The 20,919-nt window shown below is 41.2% G+C and carries 25 protein-coding genes and 1 tRNA gene; 17 read left to right on the forward strand and 9 right to left on the reverse strand.

Translation table 11 applies throughout. From position 1 onward, the window contains the following. The 11 genes from NZ896_03240 to NZ896_03290 all read left to right on the forward strand — a co-directional run. A partial coding sequence (locus NZ896_03240) for a 50S ribosomal protein L6 (protein MCS7116466.1) occupies positions 1 to 419 on the forward strand: 419 nt, incomplete at its 5' end. Continuing rightward, positions 391 to 906: a 50S ribosomal protein L32e gene (locus tag NZ896_03245; GenBank protein MCS7116467.1), complete on the forward strand. Its 516-nt coding sequence runs from the start codon at positions 391 to 393 to the stop codon at positions 904 to 906. The genes NZ896_03240 and NZ896_03245, both read left to right, overlap by 29 nt. Positions 907 to 916: 10 nt before the next feature. Then, positions 917 to 1,345 (forward strand): 50S ribosomal protein L19e, encoded by a 429-nt coding sequence (locus NZ896_03250; GenBank protein ID MCS7116468.1) that lies wholly within the window; start codon positions 917 to 919, stop codon positions 1,343 to 1,345. Then, positions 1,345 to 1,920, forward strand: coding sequence for a 50S ribosomal protein L18 (locus NZ896_03255; protein ID MCS7116469.1), 576 nt, complete (start codon positions 1,345 to 1,347; stop codon positions 1,918 to 1,920). The genes NZ896_03250 and NZ896_03255 overlap by 1 nt, the downstream gene beginning before the upstream one ends. A gap of 6 nt (positions 1,921 to 1,926) precedes the next feature. Then, entirely contained in the window at positions 1,927 to 2,550 is a 624-nt protein-coding gene (locus NZ896_03260) for a 30S ribosomal protein S5 (protein MCS7116470.1), read from the forward strand. A 5-nt stretch (positions 2,551 to 2,555) separates the two neighbouring features. Next, the gene (locus tag NZ896_03265) at positions 2,556 to 3,023 is read left to right on the forward strand and encodes a 50S ribosomal protein L30 (GenBank protein MCS7116471.1); all 468 of its coding nucleotides are present in this window, start codon (positions 2,556 to 2,558) and stop codon (positions 3,021 to 3,023) included. A 142-nt stretch (positions 3,024 to 3,165) separates the two neighbouring features. Beyond that, positions 3,166 to 3,600: a 50S ribosomal protein L15 gene (locus tag NZ896_03270; GenBank protein MCS7116472.1), complete on the forward strand. Its 435-nt coding sequence runs from the start codon at positions 3,166 to 3,168 to the stop codon at positions 3,598 to 3,600. A 2-nt stretch (positions 3,601 to 3,602) separates the two neighbouring features. Further along, positions 3,603 to 5,012, forward strand: coding sequence for a preprotein translocase subunit SecY (gene secY, locus NZ896_03275; GenBank protein ID MCS7116473.1), 1,410 nt, complete (start codon positions 3,603 to 3,605; stop codon positions 5,010 to 5,012). A gap of 4 nt (positions 5,013 to 5,016) precedes the next feature. Next, a complete protein-coding gene (locus NZ896_03280) occupies positions 5,017 to 5,508 on the forward strand; it encodes an EMC3/TMCO1 family protein (protein MCS7116474.1) in 492 nt (163 codons plus the stop codon). Between the two features lie 32 nt (positions 5,509 to 5,540). Beyond that, entirely contained in the window at positions 5,541 to 6,107 is a 567-nt protein-coding gene (locus tag NZ896_03285) for a cytidylate kinase family protein (GenBank protein ID MCS7116475.1), read from the forward strand. Beyond that, a complete protein-coding gene (locus NZ896_03290) occupies positions 6,104 to 7,078 on the forward strand; it encodes an RNA-guided pseudouridylation complex pseudouridine synthase subunit Cbf5 (GenBank protein ID MCS7116476.1) in 975 nt (324 codons plus the stop codon). The genes NZ896_03285 and NZ896_03290 overlap by 4 nt, the downstream gene beginning before the upstream one ends. A 96-nt stretch (positions 7,079 to 7,174) precedes the next feature. Here the strand turns inward: NZ896_03290 and NZ896_03295 are convergent, their stop codons facing one another. The 8 genes from NZ896_03295 to NZ896_03330 form a co-directional block, all read right to left on the reverse strand. Continuing rightward, positions 7,175 to 7,657: a hypothetical protein gene (locus tag NZ896_03295; protein ID MCS7116477.1), complete on the reverse strand. Its 483-nt coding sequence runs from the start codon at positions 7,655 to 7,657 to the stop codon at positions 7,175 to 7,177. After that, the gene (locus NZ896_03300) at positions 7,657 to 9,105 is read right to left on the reverse strand and encodes a hypothetical protein (protein MCS7116478.1); all 1,449 of its coding nucleotides are present in this window, start codon (positions 9,103 to 9,105) and stop codon (positions 7,657 to 7,659) included. The genes NZ896_03295 and NZ896_03300 overlap by 1 nt, the downstream gene beginning before the upstream one ends. Positions 9,106 to 9,200: 95 nt before the next feature. Further along, positions 9,201 to 10,910 carry a type II/IV secretion system ATPase subunit gene (locus tag NZ896_03305; GenBank protein ID MCS7116479.1) on the reverse strand — a complete coding sequence of 570 codons (1,710 nt, stop codon included), beginning with the start codon at positions 10,908 to 10,910 and terminating at the stop codon, positions 9,201 to 9,203. A 4-nt stretch (positions 10,911 to 10,914) separates the two neighbouring features. After that, a complete protein-coding gene (locus tag NZ896_03310) occupies positions 10,915 to 11,634 on the reverse strand; it encodes a hypothetical protein (GenBank protein ID MCS7116480.1) in 720 nt (239 codons plus the stop codon). A gap of 272 nt (positions 11,635 to 11,906) precedes the next feature. Beyond that, the gene (locus NZ896_03315) at positions 11,907 to 12,455 is read right to left on the reverse strand and encodes a hypothetical protein (protein ID MCS7116481.1); all 549 of its coding nucleotides are present in this window, start codon (positions 12,453 to 12,455) and stop codon (positions 11,907 to 11,909) included. A gap of 4 nt (positions 12,456 to 12,459) precedes the next feature. Beyond that, the gene (locus NZ896_03320; protein ID MCS7116482.1) at positions 12,460 to 12,966 is read right to left on the reverse strand and encodes a flagellin; all 507 of its coding nucleotides are present in this window, start codon (positions 12,964 to 12,966) and stop codon (positions 12,460 to 12,462) included. Then, complete coding sequence (locus tag NZ896_03325) at positions 12,963 to 13,589, reverse strand: hypothetical protein (protein ID MCS7116483.1); 627 nt, start codon at positions 13,587 to 13,589, stop codon at positions 12,963 to 12,965. Before NZ896_03325 ends, NZ896_03320 begins: the two co-directional genes overlap by 4 nt. 399 nt (positions 13,590 to 13,988) lie before the next feature. Further along, complete coding sequence (locus tag NZ896_03330) at positions 13,989 to 14,471, reverse strand: hypothetical protein (GenBank protein ID MCS7116484.1); 483 nt, start codon at positions 14,469 to 14,471, stop codon at positions 13,989 to 13,991. Positions 14,472 to 14,569: 98 nt separating this feature from the next. Here NZ896_03330 and NZ896_03335 point away from each other — a divergent pair, with 98 nt between their 5' ends. From NZ896_03335 to acs, 6 genes are all read left to right on the forward strand, one after another. Further along, entirely contained in the window at positions 14,570 to 15,145 is a 576-nt protein-coding gene (locus NZ896_03335) for a hypothetical protein (GenBank protein MCS7116485.1), read from the forward strand. 248 nt (positions 15,146 to 15,393) lie between these two features. Next, the gene (locus NZ896_03340; GenBank protein ID MCS7116486.1) at positions 15,394 to 15,870 is read left to right on the forward strand and encodes an EVE domain-containing protein; all 477 of its coding nucleotides are present in this window, start codon (positions 15,394 to 15,396) and stop codon (positions 15,868 to 15,870) included. 123 nt (positions 15,871 to 15,993) lie between these two features. Continuing rightward, positions 15,994 to 16,129, forward strand: a tRNA-Ser gene (locus NZ896_03345). A gap of 207 nt (positions 16,130 to 16,336) precedes the next feature. After that, positions 16,337 to 17,194 (forward strand): polyprenyl synthetase family protein, encoded by an 858-nt coding sequence (locus NZ896_03350; GenBank protein ID MCS7116487.1) that lies wholly within the window; start codon positions 16,337 to 16,339, stop codon positions 17,192 to 17,194. A 38-nt stretch (positions 17,195 to 17,232) separates the two neighbouring features. Beyond that, on the forward strand, positions 17,233 to 18,237 hold the full coding sequence (locus NZ896_03355) for an NAD(P)/FAD-dependent oxidoreductase (protein MCS7116488.1): 1,005 nt from the start codon (positions 17,233 to 17,235) through the stop codon (positions 18,235 to 18,237). Between the two features lie 295 nt (positions 18,238 to 18,532). After that, positions 18,533 to 20,458, forward strand: coding sequence for an acetate--CoA ligase (acs, locus tag NZ896_03360; GenBank protein ID MCS7116489.1), 1,926 nt, complete (start codon positions 18,533 to 18,535; stop codon positions 20,456 to 20,458). A gap of 8 nt (positions 20,459 to 20,466) precedes the next feature. On the opposite strand, the gene NZ896_03365 is transcribed toward acs, so the two are convergent. Continuing rightward, the coding region (locus NZ896_03365; protein MCS7116490.1) for a hypothetical protein at positions 20,467 to 20,919 on the reverse strand (453 nt) is incomplete at its 5' end.

Here is a 20,919-nt window from a genome sequence, read left to right on the forward strand (position 1 = left end):
CAAAGATCCCCGTTAAAATTTCCAAAGTAGATAATCAGCTGATAATTCAATCATACAAACGCAAGAAAAGAGATTATTCAATAATCAATACGACCTATTCTCATATCAAAAATATGATTCGAGGCGTGACAAAGGGCTATACCTATAGGTTGAAGATCGTTTACGCACACTTCCCAGTATCGGTCAAGGTCAAAGGTAAAGAGGTGTACATAGAGAATTTTTATGGAGAGAGGGCCCCTCGTGTAGCGAAGATCGTGGGCGATTGCCAAGTCTCTATAGAAGGGGAGGATGTAGTAGTGAGGGGGGTTTCTAAAGAAGATGTAGGGCAGACAGCCGCCAATATAGAGTTAGCGACAAGAGTTAAGAGAAAGGATCCAAGGGTGTTTTTGGATGGAATCTACATCTACGCAAAAGAATGAAGTAGGTAAAGTAGATAAAGTAGAGAGAGGATCTTCTAGTAAGGTTGCGGAGAAGGTAGAGGAGGCTCTAAAAGTTAGTGAACGATCAAAACCGAGTGAGCGGATAAAGGAAGCTTTAAAGTTAAGGGAAATGATCAAGAGCAAAAAGCCCGAGTTCGTCAGACAAGAGTCGTGGAGGTATAAGAGGATTAAAGAGTCATGGAGAAGGCCTAAAGGTATCGATAACAAGATGAGGAAGAAAGTTAAAGGATGGCCAAAGATCGTCCGAATAGGTTATAGAGGGCCTGTCGAAGCACGTGGATTACACCCATCTGGGTTAAGAGACGTGCTTGTGCACAACCCTAAAGAATTGGAGAACCTTAACCCCGAAACCGATGGTGCGCGCATCGCATCTTCGGTAGGTTTAAAGAAGAGGATTCAAATTATTCAGAGGGCGAAAGAGTTAGGTATTAGAGTCTTTAATCCACATATCGAAAAAGTAGAGTAAGGTGGTTAAGGTGGATTTAAAGGCTCAAAAGCGAATGGCGGCAGAGGTTCTAAAAGTGGGCGTGAATCGAGTAAGGTTCGATCCAGAAAGTCTGGATCGTATCAGTGACTCAATTACGAGAGAGAGTATCCGTAATTTAATAAAAGAGGGTGTGATCTGGGCTGCGCCTGTAAAAGGTATTTCACGAGGACGAGTGAGGGCCAGAGCGGGCAGGCGCCAAAATGCGGGATCGAGAAAGGGTGCGGCAGGTGCTAGACAAGGTAAGAAGGAGCTTTGGGTGAAGAGGGTAAGAGCGTTACGTCGATATTTAAAGTTAGCAAAGGAGAGGGGGGAGATCGATAAAGATTCGTTCAATAAACTCTACGCTCACATAAAGGGCGGTCGATTCAAAACATTAAGACAATTAAAAGAAGCCATCAAGAAGGAGGTTAAAGTGTGATGGTTAAGCCACGTTATATACCTAAATTAAGGAGGAAGACAGATTATAGAAAGAGAAAGGCTGCGGTAATGAGCCGTAAGCCACTCCTTTGTGTTCGGATCAGTAACGAAAATACACTCGTTCAGTATATATTACCGAGTATCGGTGGAGATAGGGTATTGGCGTCTGCGCATTCTCGTCAACTACTAAAGTATGGATGGAAAGGTTCGAGGAATAATTCACCAGCCGTGTATCTAACGAGTTTGTTGGCAAGTTATAGAGCATTAAAGGCTGGTGTGAAGGATGCGATCCTATACACTGGTTTACATCCTTATGTTCATGGTTCTCGATTAGGTGCTGCAGTTAGAGGGGCATTGGATGCGGGTATCTCAATACCTACCGATGAAGAAAGTTTACCCTCCAAAGAGAGGATCAAGGGTGAACATATCGCTAAATATGCGAAGTATCTGATGGAGAACGATCCTATCCGTTACCGTACGATCTTCTCACGATTATTAGCGGAAGGATTTAAACCAGAAGATTATCCAAAACACTTTGAAGAAGTCCGGAATTTGATCGTTAGTAAAATGGGGTGAAGAAGTATGGAAAGTGCTAAAGTCGAACAACCGGTGTGGACTCCAAGGACAAAGTTAGGCATGATGGTCGCTGAGGGTAAAATCACTTCATTAGAGCAGATATTTGAAAATGGGTGGAGAATCAAAGAGCCCATGATCGTTAAAACCCTCCTTCCAGACTTAAAGACATCTGTCGTGGGTGTTGGAATCGTGCAGAAGCAGACCGATGCAGGAGAGATTACCAGATTTAGCGCGGTGGTAGCGGTTGGTAATGAGAATGGATGGTTAGGCGTAGGCAAAGGTAAAGCATCACATATGCGTATCGCTATCGAAAAAGCGACCAATGAAGCTCTATTAAATATCATCCCGGTCAGACTGGGTTGTGGAAGTTGGGAGTGTAGATGTGGCAATCCTCACTCCATACCCTATAAAGTGGAGGGTAAAAGTGGTAGTGTGAGGGTTGTATTGATCCCCGGACCTAGGGGGTTGGGCTTAGTCGCTGGAGAGAGTGTGAAGAACCTACTCAAATTGGCCGGTGTGAAGGATGTCTGGAGTAGAACTTATGGATCGACAAGTACTATATCATCCATCGCCAGTGCGGTCTATGAAGCTTTAAAACAGACGTACCGTTTTCCACTTGCCACGAGTTGATCGTTTTGAGCAAAGCTATTTTAGTCGTACGTATTAAGGGGACGATAAATATCCCCCATCCTATCGAGCGAACTCTAAGAGAATTGAACCTTTGTAAGCGCTTCAGTGCAACGATCGTACCAGATACACCTAGTTACATGGGTATGTTAAAGAAAGTAAAGGATTATGTCGCTTGGTGTTCTATAGAACCTTCATTTATCGAGACGATTCTTATGAAAAGAGGAAAGATTGAAGGAGACCGTCCTTTAAGTGATGAATTCGTGAAGAAGATAGGTTATGAGAGTATTGGGGATTTGGCAAAAGCTATAGCAGAAGGTAAAGCTAGATTAAATAAGTTGGATGGTATAAAGCCTTTTTTCTCCCTCGCCCCTCCGAGAGGAGGATTTAAACGTTCAACCAAATATGCTTATACACAGGGTGGCGTATTAGGAAGTAACCCAGAGTTGCCAAATTTGGTGGAGAGGATGTTGTGATGTGGATGTGATCGATCGTGAATCATAATATCGATGATCTTTTCTTTGATGAGGAATACTTATTGGGATAATTATATAAACCCTAACATACGTATAAAGATGGGATAAGTGCATTAAATTTGTAGGAGATAAGGGAGATATTATGCCAACCCGTTTAAGAAAGATTCGTAAACTTAGAGGTTCAAGAACCTGTGGATGGGGACAGGTAGGTCAACATAGGAAAAAGGGCATGAGAGGGGGTACGGGCAAGGCTGGGCTTCATAAACATAAATGGAGTTGGGTGGTGAAGTATGCACCAGACCATTTCGGTAAAGATTCTTTAAAGCCATCTAAAGATTCACATCCGAAGAGATGGCTGAATGTAAATCAATTAGATCATCTGTACCAAACTATCTATAGTGAACGAAGTAAGAAAGAAGGGGAAAGGCCGATTATAGACCTTACAGAACTCGGTTACGATAAACTTCTTGGAGGGGGGCAAGTGAAAGGGGCGTATGTAATCAAGGTAAGATCATTTACAGAAGAGGCGAGGGCTAAAGTGGAGGCGGCTGGGGGAGAGATCATTCAAGTGAAATAATTATGAGTTTTAGAAGCTTTGTTCAGTATGCAGCCACGATCCTGCCTGAAGTACCCAAACCTATCAAAAAGCTCTCCTTTAATGAAAAATTATTCTGGACTGGTATCGCCCTTGCTATTTATCTTATCATGGCCCAGACCCCTTTGTATGGAGTTCCTACAGGTGGAGCCGATCCATTAGCATATACGCGCATCATCTTCGCTTCAGCCCAGGGTACTCTGATGGAGCTCGGTATAGGGCCCATAGTAACTGCAGGTCTGATCCTTCAATTACTCAAAGGTGCCGATATCATAAAAATCGACTTTAAGAAGCCCGAGGATAGGGCCCTATTCACCTCAGCCACAAAACTCCTTACGATCATCATAGCTTTGGTCGAATCTTCAGCATATATTATAGGTGGTTTATTCGGCGTAGCCATCAGCCCGACCGTTGGGTTCATCATAACGATGCAACTTATAGCAGGGACGATCATGGTGATGTTGTTAGATGAAATGGTGCAAAAAGGTTGGGGTATTGGTAGTGGTATAAGCCTATTTATACTCGCTGGTGTGACGCAGAGAATTATGTGGGATATCTTTAGCCCATTGCCAGCGGGTGGTGAACCGTACGGTTTAGTCCCATTTTTAATAAATGCCACGATTCACAATCAGTTACATACAACGATCTTTAGAACGGGCCAATTACCCAGCCTCTCTACATTCGCTTTAACTCTATTGGTCATATTTATCATCATCTACATAGAAGGTATGAGAATCGAAATCCCCATAACATCTATCAGATTTAGGGGGTTCTCTGGCATCTATCCGATCAAGCTTCTCTATACATCGAACGTTCCTATAATCCTAGTATCTGCATTACTTACCAATATTATATTCTTCTCACAGCAGATCTGGGCCCGTTTTAATCCATTGAATAGCAATCCCCTTCTCAATCTACTCGTTATGTACGATAGAGCGAATGTAGAGGCTGGGCCGATCGGTGGTTTGGTATACTTCATAACCCCTGTTCACGGACTTGATCGAGCGGCGGCGGAGCCTCTACGTGCATTGACCTACACACTCTTCATCGTATTCTTCTCTGTACTATTCGCCAAACTCTGGGTAGATATCAGTGGTCTATCACCGAAGGCTGCTGCAAAGAGCCTAGTAGATGCAAAGGTGCAGGTACCGGGATTTAGAAGAGTTGAAGCATCTGTAGAGGCGATGCTCTCTCGATACATACCCACTATTACGATCATCTCAGGCACCATCATAGGTCTGATCGCAGCTACATCAGAAATACTGGGCGTATTCGGCACAGGGATAGGGATACTTCTAATGATCGGTATAATTATACAATACTATCAATTGTTATTGAGGGAGCATCTAGAAAGGATGATGCCGAGATTAGGATCTTTACTTGGGATGAAATGAATCTATGGCCCCTCTTATCAATATCACACATACTTTACTCATCACAGGTGTGGCGATAGGTCTAGTTTTAATCTCAAATATCATAACTAGGTTATTTGTTGATATTGAGCGTGAGAGAAGGGTTAGAAGAGAAGTCATGGCATACCAGAAGGCTTTAAAACAAGCGATTATGAGTGGGGATGAATCAAAGTTAGCTAAATTGAAGAAGAAGGAGAAGCAAATGAGAGATTTGCAGATAAAAGTATCCTTTGGAAGGATGAAGGTGATGCTGATCTTTTGGATACCATTTATCGCTATATATTATCTCCTCATCAATTACGTGGGAGGTTTTGATGTGCCCGTAGCAATTTCACCAATAGAGATACCATTCATAACAGCGAAGGTAGTTGTAGGTAACGTAACGATTTATACACTCAACCTATTTTGGTGGTACCTCATTTCATCCATGGCCTTCAGCACCGCTATAAGCAAATTAACAGGTACAAGTATATCTTAAATTGGAGCAAGTATTTACAAATGTGGGTATAAATGATTACGATAATAATATCTGGAATGTCCTGTGTTGGTAAGACTACGGTAGCGAAAGCTCTCGCTAAGAGATTTGACTTAAGGTATCTTTCTGGTGGCGATATGTTGAAGGAGATCGCAATAGAGATGGGTTATCGATCTTCGGGTGATGATTGGTGGGATACTCCAGAGGGTATGAAATTTCTCAATGAAAGGAAGAAAGACCCGAGTTTTGATAAAAAGGTTGATGAAAGGTTGATTCAATATGCCCAGAAGGGTGGCGTAGTTATATCTAGCTATCCTCTACCATGGCTCACCGATAAAGGTATCAAGATATGGCTAAAAGGTTCGATAGAAAGGAGGGCAGAGAGGATGGCTCAAAGAGATAATATAACGATAGAGGAGGCAAGGAGGATCGTCCTCATAAGAGATGATGAAAATAAACGTCTGTATAATCAACTCTACAATATCAGATTCGGCGATGATCTATCGGTCTTCGATTTCGTCATCAATACCGATAATCTATCGAAGGAGCAGGTCATCGATATAACCTATAACATCGTTAAACACTTTGTGTGGAAAGTATGATCAATGAATCTGAAGGGTTAATAACGATCGATGAGGATGTGACGAACGAGGCTTATGGTTATCAACCTTACAATAGGCCTATAGAGCAACTTTTAAATTATGGATTTATACCCCTCGATAAACCAGCCGGGCCCACGAGCCATGAAGTTGTAGCGTGGGTCCGAAGAATTCTGGATGTAAAGAAAGCGGGCCATAGTGGTACACTAGATCCACCAGTGACCGGTGTATTGCCGATCGGGATAGGTGAGGCTACAAAGGTATTAGGAGTACTCTTGATGGGGCCTAAGGAGTATTACGCTGTAGCTCGTTTACATAGCCCCGTAGATCAGGCGAAGCTCAACAGAGTGTTCTCCGAATTCGTGGGCGAGATTTATCAGAGACCTCCACAGAGATCCTCTGTAAAGAGGACTATTAGAACACGTACGATTTACAACCTGGAGATATTGGAGCAGATGGGGCGCTTACTACTGTTGAGGGTGGTATGTCAAGCGGGCACGTATGTAAGAAAATTGGTTTATGATATAGGAGAGGTTTTGGGACCCGGTGCGACGATGGTAGAGTTAAGGCGTACTAGAGTTAGCCACATAGATGAAAAAGATGGATTAGTCCGATTACACGATCTTCTCGATGCCTATCAGATCTGGAGGGAGAAGGGTGATGAGGAGAAGTTAAGGAGGTTGATCAAACCTGTAGAGTATGCGGTCTTAAACTTAAAGAAGGTATTTATTCGGGATTCGGCCGTGGATGCGATCTGTCATGGTGCCCAACTCGCTGTACCGGGCATCGTAAAGATATCTAAAGATATATCGAAAGGTGATTTAGTAGCGATATATACGTTGAAGGGAGAGTTGGTCGCCCTTGGTGAAGCGATCATGTCTACAACTGAAGTTTTAAATGCAGATAAGGGTATAGCATTCTCAACAAAGAGGGTGATTATGAAGGCTGGAACATATCCACGTATGTGGAAGTAGAAGGTCATTATATTATAGCGCAAAAGCGCATTTATCCAGTATTCTAATCTATTGAGAGAACATCACCTTCATCACCTCGGTTTTATAATCTGGTAGTTATCTTCTAGATTCTTGAACCTTCATCTTTTCTAAATCTTCTAAAAGGGCCTTTAACCTATTGACTTCGATTAAAATATCCTGAAGTTGCTTGAGTATAAACGACTCTTCTCTTACCTTTTGAACATCCTTGACCTCCTGAGGCTCCTGTTCTCTTTTCACCTCCAATTCTCCATTAGCTTTAATACTTCCTTCAAAGGGAGTTAAGGGAGTTTTGATCTCCTCTTGATCTTTACCATTAACATTCTCGACATTCCCGATGCTCTCAATATTCTTAATATTTTCGACCCTTGGCGGTTCGCTTTTTATCAACCTTTTTAAGAGGAATGAAGAAGGTATGATGCTTATAAGGTATGAGTAAAAGATGAGAGTATTAAGGCCCTCTTTAAGGAAGTTAGCACAGTATAGAGCTAAAAGTATGGTAGTGCCGAATGTAGAGACCATACCGATCCATAGGCAGATCAGGATTAAGCGATCCTTCATCACATCGCACCCTCAAGCCTAGATTCGAATTGTGTGAAGATGCCAAGGATATTGATGGAGAATATTTTCACGAGCATCCCTACTACACCAGCGAGTATAAAAAGAGAGCCAAGATTTGAGAGGAATGTGAATGAGTTACTTCCGTCGATGAAGTATATAGAGAGGGCATTGATCACTATTAAAGATAGTATGATGAAGAAAGAGAATAACTCTATAGCGCTTAAATCTATACTCGGTACTATTACCACATTACCATAGTGAGTTGAGTATTGCGCAAACCTTTGCAAGATGCCCATCAATGCACATGTGAGTGATAGTATCGCTACGAAGGTCCCTTGGATCGGATAGATGAGTCCCTTAAGGTAATTCGCTACCTGCTCTCTTTTAGCCCTCCTTACGAGATCTTCGTTGGCCGCTTCAAATAAAGAATAGCATGTTTCACGTAGGCTACTACCTATCTCTATGGCCTTTAATAGGATACTGGTAAGATTGAAGATCAACCTACTACCAGTTTCACCTGCAAAGGCTATCCAAGAAATTTCTTTCTCTAAACTCAACTTGATCCTCTCTACGAGCTTTTTAATGAGAGGATTAAGCCTACCGTAATCGTTATGTAAGATCATAAAGAGACCTCCATGTAACGAACCAGCTATAGCGCTCGCTTCACCCAACACCTTGATGAAGATCGTATATTGCTCCTCTAACGACTTGATCTTTTTAATCTCTCTTAACCCTATCCTTCCTATCGAAGATGCTAAGATTCCAGGGATAATAAATGAGAGGTTTAGTCCAAATATCAGTGAAAAAGGTGTGTTAAGATCCTTATTGAGAATAAGAAATAGCGTGAGGACGAAAGGTATCGTTAAATAACAGATGAATCTACCTAAGGTCGAAATTATCTTTAAGGAATCTTGTCTGTTCGGGAGATCGTTGATGATCGATTGTTTTACTCCAGTAGAATACATTAGAAAGCTCAAAGACGATGCTGATGTGACTATGCCTATAAAGATCAGAGGAAGAATTAAAAGGGATCCCGAACCCATCAACATGGTTGTGATCAGCATAGAAATGGACACGACCGTACCAGCCGTTATAATCGCAGAATATGCATCACTCAATACCCTTAACCTATCGATCATGCTTTGAAATTCCCTTTGGCTCGTGATCGTGAATTTGGCGTATTCTACCTTCATGAAGTTCGAGATCGTTGTGCCTACACTGAGGGCCTGAGAGAGTCTACTTAAGAAATCTCTAATGCAAGGTTCCTTCACCATTTTGGCTGCTATGGAGCAGGCTTGGTGGTGCTTATACTCCCAACGATTGATCATCGCATGTAATTTGTAGAAGATTTCTTTGAAGGGAGATAGCGGACCTCCACATTGGGCTAAAGTCCTCACTATGGTTGATAAATTTTGGTGTGATGTTATAGAGATGTACATGAAGAGCATAAGATAATTAAAAGAAGCTTTCAGATGTTTATTGTTACTCTTATATCTAAGGTATTTAAGGTTTAATATCGAGCTTACTGACCTTATTGACCTTATCAACCCTTAACCCTTGCCAATAACATTCCTTTCCTCATCAGCTCTAACGAATGCTCTATGCCTAGATCTCTTACAATCTTTAACGTGTTCCATAGATCGAAGTAATCTGTCACACCACTCTCGGCCAACATTCTAAGGAGGTCTGCCCTCTTCATCAACTCTCCATATACCTTCCTTACATCCCTTCTCCTGTAACCGTGTAGTAATGCGATCTTCTCTAAAAGATAGCTCGAATCCGCACCTTTGAAGTTAAAGGTATCTGTAGCTGGATCCCAGGATATCAACTCGGTATAATTGAAATTATCCTCTATAGAGTCATAACCTACAATCTCATTTATGCTGATCACTCTTCGCTCCACCTTTTCCAGCTTCGGAACCCTCACAGCACTTTGAATCACAACGGCATTGATATTATCCACGTAAGGCTTCGGAACTTCGATCGGTGCGCCTGTTATCCTTTGAATCAATTTCTGTACACTCGATGCATGAAAAGTCGACATAACGGGGTGGCCAGTCTGCATAGCCTGAAAAGCTACATATCCTTCCCTACCTCTTATCTCACCCACTATGATATAGTTGGGCCTCTGTCTAAGTGCAGCTTTAAGAAGGTCGAAGAGATCTATCTTAAACTCATCACTCTCTCCCTCTTTTGTCACTTCTCTAACCCAATTTTCATGTGGTACTATAACCTCTGGTGTATCCTCTATGGTCACGATCTTTGCCTCAGGTTTGATGAATGTACATAGAGCGTTCAGAGTGGTCGTTTTGCCCGATGCGGTCTCGCCGGCTACCCATACACTCATGCCATTTTCAACTAACATCCAAAGATAGGCTGCAGAGAGATAATCGAGAGTATTCCAAAGGCATAATTGTGTTATGCTGATGGGTACCTTTGAGAATTTTCTGATGGTAAAGTTCGTACCCCTTTGACTTATATCACTACCAAACACGACATTTAAACGTGAACCGTCGGGCAGGGTTCCGTCGATGATCGGTCTTCTCAAACTTACCGGCCTACCTATTCTCTCTGAGAGTCTCTTCACATAATCTTCGAGTTCCTCTTTATTATCGAAGATCAGATTACTTACACAACTTCCGAATATTTTATGCTCTACGAAGACTGGGCCTAAACCATCACAAGATATATCCTCGATGTATGGATCTAAGATCATAGGTTCTAGAGGGCCGATGCCGATCTTATCTCGAATTATAACGTAAAGGAGGGATGCTTTTGTATCCTCACTTACGTAGAGGCGCCTTCGGGTATCCTTTCCCACCACTCTATACTTATGTAGATCTTTAATCGTGGGATCAACAAGTATTATCTCATCAAGCAATTGGATGAGTACATTCTTCTTCTGAGTTAAGTCGGTATATTCATGTTGTACCCCTATCTTATAGGCCATCAACTCTTCTATCAGATTGAGTAGAGGTAAGTATTCGAAATTTGAAATCGGCTCTATAATATTGTACTCTGATCTACCTCCCACTCTTTTTAGAATGTGGATGAAGACATCGTCAGAAACTGGATATATTAGATTCGATATTTCATTTGCAATGCCTTTCTTGAGCTTCGTTACCCATGAAGGAATAGGTATAGAGTTCGCTTTGAGGTTGTGAAGGTATCTATGTAGATGAGGTTTTTGAATTACTACTTCTTGAAATTCTTTGGGTAATGTGTCGATGAATTCACACTTAACTTGGCTCATGAAGCTACACCTTTATTTGGGCGAATGGAATTACCTTAATACCGATTGCAGGTTCAACCTCAAAAGTCGCAAAGTTTGGGGTCCCACCTTCTCCACCCTTCAGCTTTGAGGCTGTAACGGTTCTTACGATCCTCTCGCCAAAATTCTTAATCTCTAAGATCAGATGGCCATCACATATAGATCTTACACGTGTTATGAGGTCTTGATTTAGAGCGTAAGGGTGGATCGTAAAGATTACGGTCTTTTTCGATTTATCCACAAAGTTCCTTATAAATGAGAAGAAGGATAGAATATCCTTTTCTTCAGCGTAAGCGATCAGATGGGTAAGTGAATCTACAACGAAGACGTCACTTTCTTTATTGAGCTCTATATGGTTTGATAGAATTTTGAGGAGGAATTTAGAGGTCTTTGGACTCCATTGAAAATTATCGGTGTGTAAAGGCGTAATTTTAAGCTTTCCTACAAGAAACTCCTGAGTGATATTAAGGGAGAGGCTCTGCATCTGATTAAGGAAGCTTATGATCGTACTCTCTGTTGTTATATACCTTACTTTAAAATTCGCCTTCAAAGCACCATAGGTCGCCTGTTGAACCAGTACACTCTTGCCTGTATCGTTGGCACCCTCCACAATTACCAACGATGGAAACGGTATTGCGCCTATCCTTCGCTGAAGTTCTGGATTCTCCCATGGTATAATTTTACCAAGATCGCTCGACCCACTCATGCAAACACCTCTCGAAACCGATCGAATATGAATTGGGCTGAAAGAGGGTCGAAGAAGATGTAAATATGGATTGGAAAATAATCGGCGAATATGAATATGGATATTGTGATGGATTTATGAATTGTAAACCTTTTAAACCTTTAAGTTGATCAAGAGAAGAGTTAAGTCTTATTTCGACCACTTTAAAAGTTTCAAAAGGTTTTACCATCATCGATCGGATGAAGGGATTTGAAGTAATTGTGTAGAAGATAACTCTAACCAACTTTACTAACTCACCTCACCTTCTTCGCGAGTGAAGCCAACGGTGTTGAAAATACCACATTCACACTTTTCGATCTATCGATCAAGCTTTCTGGAATCTCTCCAACTATAAAGAGAGTTTCGTTGGGATCCCAATGGCCCTGAGATGATGTAGTGTTTATAGGGTTTATACCTTCACCCTTTACACCTTCATTATAAACCGCTATTATATACCAAGAGCCCCTTGATGGCGTATTTGAATAGGGAAGCCATACAGCCGTTCTATTACCATCAGAGAGTCTATAGTATTCTATAAAAAGATCACATCTTTTGAAATCCTCTACAGCTATAGAGCTAGAACCGATATTGGTGATATTTAAATAAACTCTACTTGAATCTTTTATTAACGAATCTATTCTCACAGCCTCATCTTTGATCCTTAAATCGAGTTCGAAAAGATCTCTTATTAATCCATAACTTTGTGATGCTGAATAATAATTTATCTGATAAAATGCCATCATGCTCGTTAAGAAGAGAGAGATAAAGAAGGTGAGGGAGGTTAAGCCAGCAAAGCCTCCCATCCTCTCACCTTACTGTAAAAGTATATTCACTACTCGCTCCCGTATATGCACAATATTTGACGTAATAATCGCCAGAGTTTAAGGCTGATCCTTCATTAATTATAATCTCTATGGTCTCTCTAGGATCCCAGTTACCATCACCATTTATATCATTCTTGATGGAGTACCTCCAAGTCGGAGGATTAGGTTGTGAATAGGGTATATATTTAAACCTTCCTTTCGGACCGAAGAAGAGATCGGCCCTTTCTCCTATAAGCTGTGAGTTAATAGTGCTGAGGCCAATATTCTTTATCCATACCTTTACAGCAGTTCCATTGTAAGGTGCCGCAAAGAGAATCTTGACTCTAGTCTCCACCTCCCTTTTAAACTCTAAAGTCCTCTCCCTTTCAACATCAACCATCCTTTGAAGGCTACTGTAGAACGATGCAGATAAGATCGAGGCAGCTATCACTACAGCGATTGTAAGATAAGCTTCTGAAATGATAGTGCTCGATGCCAAGGTTATCGTCACCCACGCCCCTCTGTAGAGGATGAGTTTTTTGAGCCTCCTTTCGCCCTATTGAGAAGGATTACAAGGATTGGTAGCATGGGATCTGTCGGATAACTTGAAAGTCTGTAGAGCAAATAGAGAGCGAGAAGATGATCTTCTAAGAATATTTTGAGCGAATTTGAAGAATCATCACCGATCTTATTTATTGCATCCTCCACAGCCTTGGCCGTTTCTCTATCGATCCACCCATCCTTCACATATTCACCCATCACTTTTTTCAACTCCTCCTTCCCAAAGATTTTGAGAAGCATATCCGAAATTACCAGAACATTCAATTGGAATTGCCAGGGGCCCAAGTTGTTTTCAGAAATTGTTGAGGAATTATTTGGAAATCTCTTTATCAGCTGCTCATCATTTTTAGCAACTCTATCGTTACGTTCATTACGTTCGATTTTAGATCCGTCTTCCTTATCTCCGATCCTTAAACCTCCCTCCAGAATCTTCGTTACATAATTGAAAGGATTTTCAAGTTCTGAAATCGTCTTCCTAAGGTCCATCAACGTATTTGTGAGAGGTTCTTTAATATCCTGAACTTCCTTTTCTAAGGTCTTCACCCTACTTTCGAGATCGATCCCTGAACTCACATTACATCACCTCCAGCTCAACCCGCTCGACCCACTCTGTAACTAATACTATCGATTCAGGTTGAAGATCATCTGTTATCAACAACACTAAACTAAAGCAAACGATCTTTAAGGGCATAATTTGGAGGAATTTGAAATGTAAAGATTCGAAATTAAAAGTCAATTCGAATCTAAAGACCATAATGAAGAATCTCATGTTACCGAGTCTAATTTTTCTCAACTCGGAGTCTATAGAAATAATTGAAAACATCGTTCTTGACAAAAGGTTACCGCTAGGATATCTGCCTGTAATAGGAAGGTATATGCCATCATAAAGGGCGTTTAAGAGAGCTTCGATCTTCAGTTTTATAAATGACGAGACTTCATAAAAACCTTCAGCCATTTGTAAGATTCGCATCTCTACTCCTTATCCTCCTTTATTTTTACATAAAATTCACAAAATTTATCGCCATGAGAGCGACAACGTCTTTCTTCAACTTCCACATCTTCACCAAATACGATCTGTAAGTATCGTTGAAAAAAGCCACGAATAAGATAGCAACTTACACATCCACCCCCATCCACCGAGGGGTTGGTATCTTTGATTACAGCTATACACTTCATACTATTTATCTTAACGACCCCTACGCCAGATCTTTGAAAATATTCATTGATGTATAAGGGGAGTTCAATCTCTAACTTCATAGAATGTTCGATAACTACTTCGGCAAGTTTTTTACCAATCTGATAAGTTATGAATGCTGCACCATTAGGACCGAATATGTTAGTTAGAACCTCTATAACGATAGGTAAGATACAGAGATCTTGAGGGAAAAGATCATTCAACTTATTCTCTTCATCAAACTTCTTATTAGTTGAAGATTTATCAAATCCGTACAACATAAATATACCACATATATACCTTAGCAATAACATCTATATAAGTTTTAAATAACCAAAAAATTTATTTAGGTATTCTTCATATACTATTGATGATGTATATGAAGAAGACGTCATGGAGAGGGAAGGAGCGGGGGTTAAGAGGGCTTACCGGGCTGGAGACGGCCATAATTCTTATAGCATTCGTTATTGTCGCTTCCGCCTTCGCATTTACGGTATTGAACGTAGGTTTTCAAACTATACAGAAGGGCCAACAAGTGATAGAAGCGGGTACCGAAGAAGCATCATCGGTGATGGAGATAGATGGTGCCGCTGTCGCCATGAGTGATGGTACAAAACTGCACAATATCACATTCGTCATCAAACTCTCAGCTGGTAAAACACCAGTAGACTTGACGAAAGGTAAAATGGTCATCAGCTGGACGAGTAAGAATAGGCATGTAGAAAACGTCTATGATGAGAGACGTGCAACTATAACTGCATTATTCGATGAAGATAAAGACATGTATCTTAAGTATGGTGACAAGTATAAAGTATTTATTAATGTGACTGCCATCGGCGATAATTTAGGTGCGAATGATGAATTTAAGATCGAATTGAAACCTCCGAAGGGTGCAGTACTCACATTGATAAGGAGATTACCTCCAGCCCTGGAGCCTGTAATGTTCCTAGGGTGATGTAGACGATGGTCGTTAAGGAGAGCGAGGTGAAGGGTATGAAGATAAACCCACGTGTAGCCACGTCCGCAAAAACCCTTCACCTCGCCACCACCCTTTTTTTCACAGGATTATTTAAGGATTCTCGATTCTATAAAGGTTCAACTTCTAAGTATTCTTACAGTCATGGAATCATTTCATTAACAACTATCATCGATGCCAAAGCGAAGGTATCATACGTTAATTTGGATCGATTTTATTAAAAGGGGATGAAGGGCATGGCGCATTATCTACTATTGGTTAAAGATCATAGAGATCAAGAAGGCAGATTGATTAAAGCTAGAGAGGTCTTTGAAAATAGAGTTCAATACAGATTTTGGAGTTTCAATAAAAGGGCAGGGAATTTAAAGAAGTTAAAATGTGATGATTTAGTACTCTTCTATGTGGCGGAGAAGGGTGGACTTATAGTAGGCAAGGGAGCCTTGGCATCAGATCCTTACCCTATCTCAAATATTGAATACAAACTCGCTCTAGGTCTACCATCGAAGAATTTCGATTATATAGTCGACTTAAAGAATATTGAAGTCTGGCCCGTCCCCGTAGAATTCAAACGTGTCTACGAAAAGTTATCATTTATAAAAGATAAGAGTAAGCCGTACGTTTATCTTCAGGGTAGCATTAAGAGGTTGAGTGAGGAGGATTATAACTTTATATGTAATCTGGCGAAAGAAACCTCTTTGGGCTGAAAAGATCTTGAATGATTAATCATCACATAGGTTCTTTTCTTCATCATTGTTATTTAAGATCGATTTAAAAGGAAGAGATTTAAGATCGATTTTATAAATGATTGATTGACAGGCTAGGGTACTGCCGGAAAGGGAAAAAGCCTTGGCAAAGGTTCCCTAGCCTGGTAGGGGGCAGTCATCAGAGCCCACGCCTGGAGTTGAGCTCGATAGCCTGTGACTCGCAAGAGTCTCGTGGGTTCAAATCCCACCCCCGGCGCCACTCTTAAAGTATCGATTTGTTTTGTTAGAGGCTTTAAAGTCGCAGGATTTTAGTAAAATCGATACGAAGTATGTAGTTAAAGGATTCGGATGGGGCATAGTTATATTTGCTTGGTCTTAAAGTCATAACATCTTATTGAAATAAAAAAGATTTGAAAAATATTAATAATGTGTCTGTTTACTCACTTGATAATGGAGCTATAAATGTATGACAAAGGTTGAAAAGACGGATTTGATCAACATATTATGGGAGAGGAGGAAAGATTCTTTAGTAAAGATAGAGGAGGCTTTAAAGAAAGAGCTGATAAAGTATTCGAATACACACTTTTATGAACCGCTCTTATACGCGATTTCGAATGGAAAACGGCTCAGACCACTCATACTATTGATCTCGGCAGAATGTGTAGATAAAGGGGATAGTAAGATCGATCCTTTACCAGCAGCTGTAGCGATAGAGTTGCTACATACCGAGTCCCTCATACATGATGATATCATCGATCGCGAAGAGTTTCGGCGCGGAAAGGTTGCCTTTCATGTGAAGTATGGCTACGAAGCTTCAATATTGACGGCCGATTTCATCTTAGCGATAATATTGGATATAGCATCAAGGTATAACGATTACAGAATTGCGAAGGAACTATCTCTAGCGGTGTTGCGCATGTGTGAAGGAGAATTTAACGAATTAAAGATCAATTTAGAGTCACGATTAAATTTAGATGATTACATTAACATAATTTCGCAAAAGACCGCTTCACTATTTCAAACTGCAGCATGTATAGGCGGGATCATCGGAGGAGGCCATGAAGAGGAGATAAATGCTTTATCGAATTATGGTCTTCAACTGGGTATCGCTTATCAGATCCATGATGATATTAATGATTGGAGCGATCAGAGTAAGATTACAAAGGTTTTGATGCGTAATTTAAAAGATCCCATCCCACATCTAAAGGCTATGGTAGAGCATCATGTAAAAAAGGCGAAGGATGAACTTAAAACTCTTAGAGAAACTCAATCTAAAAATGATCTGATACAATTGGTTGAATTTATAACCATCAAAAATAGATAATTAATATAAGAGGTGTTCAAAGAAGATTATCATTAGAGTTGAAGATCGGTATCGTAGGAATGGGTGTTGCAGGATCATACCTTGCTTCAAGGTTGAGTAATGAGCATAAGATCGTCGGTTATGAAAAATTTGAAGAAGATAAATTCGATTCGATCTGCGGTTGGGCTACATCGAAGTATGCCATGCACGAAATTGCGAAGAAATGCGGACTAAACTTCGATGATTATATTCTACATGAAGGTGATACGATGCTCCTCGATTTAGGGAGGATAAAATTTGAAATGAAGTTAAAGGGCCTCTGCATCTTTGATAAATTATCCTTCATCAAAGATATGAGGGAGAATATAGATGTGAACTTTGGTAAGTATGTCACGAGAGATTCGTTGAACGAGATGTATGAGCTTATAATCGATGCTACGGGTGTTATACGCTCATTACTCCCGAAGATAAAGGATGATCTGCTCATACCCTGTGTACAGTATAAAGTGAAGTTTAAGGATCCGCCTTACGACGATTTTTACGTAAAGCCTTTCACGGGTGCGAGCGGGTACCTTTGGTACTTTCCATTGGGGAATGGTTACGTCCATTTAGGTGCCGGTGACTATTACAAGAGGCATGAGGTTGAGCTTAAGGCTTTTCTTAATCGCCATCCTGGAGAGGTTTTAAAGAAGGTTGGTAGACCTATAAGGGTGACACCACCATCGTTCTGCGAGCCTTTCTATCAGGGGAATGTTGTGGGTGTGGGCGAAGCAATCGGTACCGTTTACCCTATGCTTGGAGAAGGTATCATACCGAGTTTACAGTGTGCCGATCTTCTTATAGATAATCTTCACGATCTATCGAAGTATCGAAAGGAGGTGTTAAGGAAGTTCAAAATCTTCAATATAGTTTATTCACTAATTAAATCGAAGCTCGAACGAAGATTCTCTTTAAATCTAAAGCTCCTTCCAATACTTAGGGTATTTTTACATATGAAGAGGAATGAAAAGCGATATGGAGTAGGGGTTAAAATCAGCTACATTACAGATGTCCTAAGAATATAAATTTCGATCTTGCTAAAATGGAGAGATTCCATCTATTTTAGCCTTAGTTTAATGAATCAGATTAAAGTAACGAGAGGAAAGAGAAATGATACGTTGGTTTCTTAAGGATAAAGAGAAGTAATTTCTATAACAGCCTTTTTAGCATCCGAGCATAAGCGCCCAGATGTTTTATCGGGCCTAGGACTTTAGGACTTAAGATTGGACCGGCTTATCTTGATATTCTGACATCGATTCGGTCGCGAAAATAATTTTAATAGGCGTTAAACACATAAATTCTTAGGTGGTCTTTATTTCAATGGAGACTTTACCTTTTGGGTCTAAGTATTGGCCGACTAAGAAGTACTTGGAGTTCTATAAGAAGTCACTCGAGAATCCCGAATTTTGGGCAGAGGAGGCGAGGAAGATCGATTGGTTCAAAACGTGGGATAAAGTCCTTGAATGGGACCCACCATTCGCTAGATGGTTCGTTGGCGGTCTTCTTAATGTATCTTACAATTGTGTAGATAGGCATTATCAGACGTGGCGTAAGAATAAGATAGCCCTATATTGGGAGGGTGAAAATTATGAGGAGAGAGTTTTGAGTTACGCTCAACTTTATAGAGAAGTGAACCGCTTTGCATCGGTCCTTAAAAACCTTGGAGTGAAGAAAGGTGACCGTGTAGCAATATACTTGCCCATGATACCCGAACTACCCATAGCGATGCTCGCTACGGCAAGGCTGGGCGCGATTCATACAGTCATCTTCTCAGGCTTTGGGGCCAAAGGTGTGGCAGATAGGGTCAACGATGTGCAGGCGAAAGTCCTCATAACGGCCGATGGAGGCTTCAGGAGAGGTAAGGTGATACCTCTGAAGAAGATTGCAGATGAAGTATTAGAGTTGGCACCATCTATAGAGAAAGTAATCGTGGTGAAGAGGGCTAACATCGATGTGGAGATGAAAGAGGGTAAAGAATATTGGTACCATGAATTGATGAAAGAGGCAGAGCCCTACGTGGAGCCTGTACCCGTCGAATCTACACATCCGCTCTACGTCCTCTATACTTCTGGCACCACCGGTAAGCCCAAAGGTGTTGTGCACAGTAGTGGAGGTTACCTAGTTTATAACCATTCCACTTACAAGTGGGTCTTCAATATCACAGATGAATCTGTATATTGGTGCACAGCCGATGCGGGATGGGTAACGGGACACAGCTCCATAGTTTATGGGCCATTGAGCCATGGGGCTACGATAGTCGTCTATGAGGGCGCGCCAGACTATCCCGCCCCAGATCGCTGGTGGGAGATCATCGAAAAGTACGGCGTTACAATCTTTTACACGGCACCAACAGCTATCAGGATGCATATGAGGTACGGTGAGGAATGGATAAAGAAGCACGATCTTAGCACTCTAAAGGTTTTGGGTAGTGTTGGCGAACCTATCAATCCAGAAGCCTGGTTATGGTACTATAAGTATGTGGGAGGAGAACGCTGCCCAATCGTCGATACATGGTGGCAGACAGAGACGGGAGGGGTCATGATATCACCAACACCGGGGCTTGAATATATGGTACCCCTCAAACCCGGATCGGCAACATTCCCATTGCCCGGTGTGGATGCGGATGTCGTCAATGAAAAGGGCGAATCTTTACCCCCTGGTGTAAGAGGATATCTGGTAATCAAAAGACCTTGGCCAGGTATGCTCATGACTCTGTACAACGATCCCGAACGTTATAAAGAGATTTACTGGTCAAAGATCCCGGGCGTATACTTCACAGGAGATTATGCAATAAGAGATGCTGAAGGATACTTCTGGTTACTCGGTAGGGCTGATGAAGTCTTGAAGGTAGCCGGCCATAGACTCGGTACGATGGAGTTGGAGAGTGCCATGATCTCTCATCCTGCAGTAGCCGAATCGGCCGTGGTATCGAGACCTGATCCGATCAAAGGAGAGAGTATCATAGTCTTCGTCATATTGAAACAGAATTACGAACCTAGTGAGAGTTTAAAGAAGGAGTTGAAAGAGCATATGAGAAATACCATAGGCCCCGTGGCAACGCCCGATGAGATATTCTTCGTGAATAAGCTACCTAAGACGAGGAGCGGAAAGATTATGAGGAGAGTATTAAGAGCAGTTCTCTCAGATGCTCAGATAGGAGATTTAACCACACTCGAAGATGAAGCTTCTGTCGATGAAGTTAAAAGGGCTTATGAGGAGTTCAGAAAGGTCGTAGGGAGATCGTAAGCGAATAGCTAGGATCGATCTTTTTCTGAAGCTGTTAATAGAGAGCTATTAATACGAATTTTTAAGGATCTGATAGCCTTCAATAGAGGAGTTCCCAATGCTGTAGTGAGTAGAATTATGGTAAATCTTTCGAATGGATACACGTAAAAGACAGCAGTCCATAACTTTGGCCATGTCTCAGTCTTTATAACTTGAAGAATTAGACCGAAGACCGTTTCAAAGATTATACTACCTGTGAGGTGCTGTACCATAGTACCTATTAAAGATAGAGTAAAGATGCCCTGTGCAACTCGAACTGTTGAACCTTCTTTGATCCACGAAACAGAAGATCTTCCCAATGGTGAGATGAGTATTAGAAAAGAGATTAGATGTAACCAATTATAGGGTACTAATATATTGCCATGAAGGGGTAGCTCTACGATTAGGAGGCTCAAGGGGTGTATAGCATAAAGAATCAGGAT

This window comes from Nitrososphaerales archaeon (assembly GCA_025058425.1).
GTDB lineage: Archaea > Thermoproteota > Nitrososphaeria > Nitrososphaerales > JANXEG01 > JANXEG01.

Coding starts and splice junctions, on each gene's coding strand:
- NZ896_03260 (MCS7116470.1), top strand. CDS start 1,927: ATGGAAAGTGCTAAAGTCGAACAACCGGTGTGGACTCCAAGGACAAAG.
- NZ896_03295 (MCS7116477.1), bottom strand. CDS start 7,657: ATGAAGGATCGCTTAATCCTGATCTGCCTATGGATCGGTATGGTCTCT.
- NZ896_03310 (MCS7116480.1), bottom strand. CDS start 11,634: ATGAGTGGGTCGAGCGATCTTGGTAAAATTATACCATGGGAGAATCCA.
- NZ896_03255 (MCS7116469.1), top strand. CDS start 1,345: ATGGTTAAGCCACGTTATATACCTAAATTAAGGAGGAAGACAGATTAT.
- NZ896_03270 (MCS7116472.1), top strand. CDS start 3,166: ATGCCAACCCGTTTAAGAAAGATTCGTAAACTTAGAGGTTCAAGAACC.
- NZ896_03300 (MCS7116478.1), bottom strand. CDS start 9,105: ATGCTCTTCATGTACATCTCTATAACATCACACCAAAATTTATCAACC.
- NZ896_03305 (MCS7116479.1), bottom strand. CDS start 10,910: ATGAGCCAAGTTAAGTGTGAATTCATCGACACATTACCCAAAGAATTT.
- NZ896_03280 (MCS7116474.1), top strand. CDS start 5,017: ATGGCCCCTCTTATCAATATCACACATACTTTACTCATCACAGGTGTG.
- NZ896_03350 (MCS7116487.1), top strand. CDS start 16,337: ATGACAAAGGTTGAAAAGACGGATTTGATCAACATATTATGGGAGAGG.
- NZ896_03330 (MCS7116484.1), bottom strand. CDS start 14,471: ATGTTGTACGGATTTGATAAATCTTCAACTAATAAGAAGTTTGATGAA.
- NZ896_03285 (MCS7116475.1), top strand. CDS start 5,541: ATGATTACGATAATAATATCTGGAATGTCCTGTGTTGGTAAGACTACG.
- NZ896_03315 (MCS7116481.1), bottom strand. CDS start 12,455: ATGGGAGGCTTTGCTGGCTTAACCTCCCTCACCTTCTTTATCTCTCTC.
- NZ896_03290 (MCS7116476.1), top strand. CDS start 6,104: ATGATCAATGAATCTGAAGGGTTAATAACGATCGATGAGGATGTGACG.
- acs (MCS7116489.1), top strand. CDS start 18,533: ATGGAGACTTTACCTTTTGGGTCTAAGTATTGGCCGACTAAGAAGTAC.
- NZ896_03340 (MCS7116486.1), top strand. CDS start 15,394: ATGAAGGGCATGGCGCATTATCTACTATTGGTTAAAGATCATAGAGAT.
- secY (MCS7116473.1), top strand. CDS start 3,603: ATGAGTTTTAGAAGCTTTGTTCAGTATGCAGCCACGATCCTGCCTGAA.
- NZ896_03245 (MCS7116467.1), top strand. CDS start 391: ATGGAATCTACATCTACGCAAAAGAATGAAGTAGGTAAAGTAGATAAA.
- NZ896_03335 (MCS7116485.1), top strand. CDS start 14,570: ATGAAGAAGACGTCATGGAGAGGGAAGGAGCGGGGGTTAAGAGGGCTT.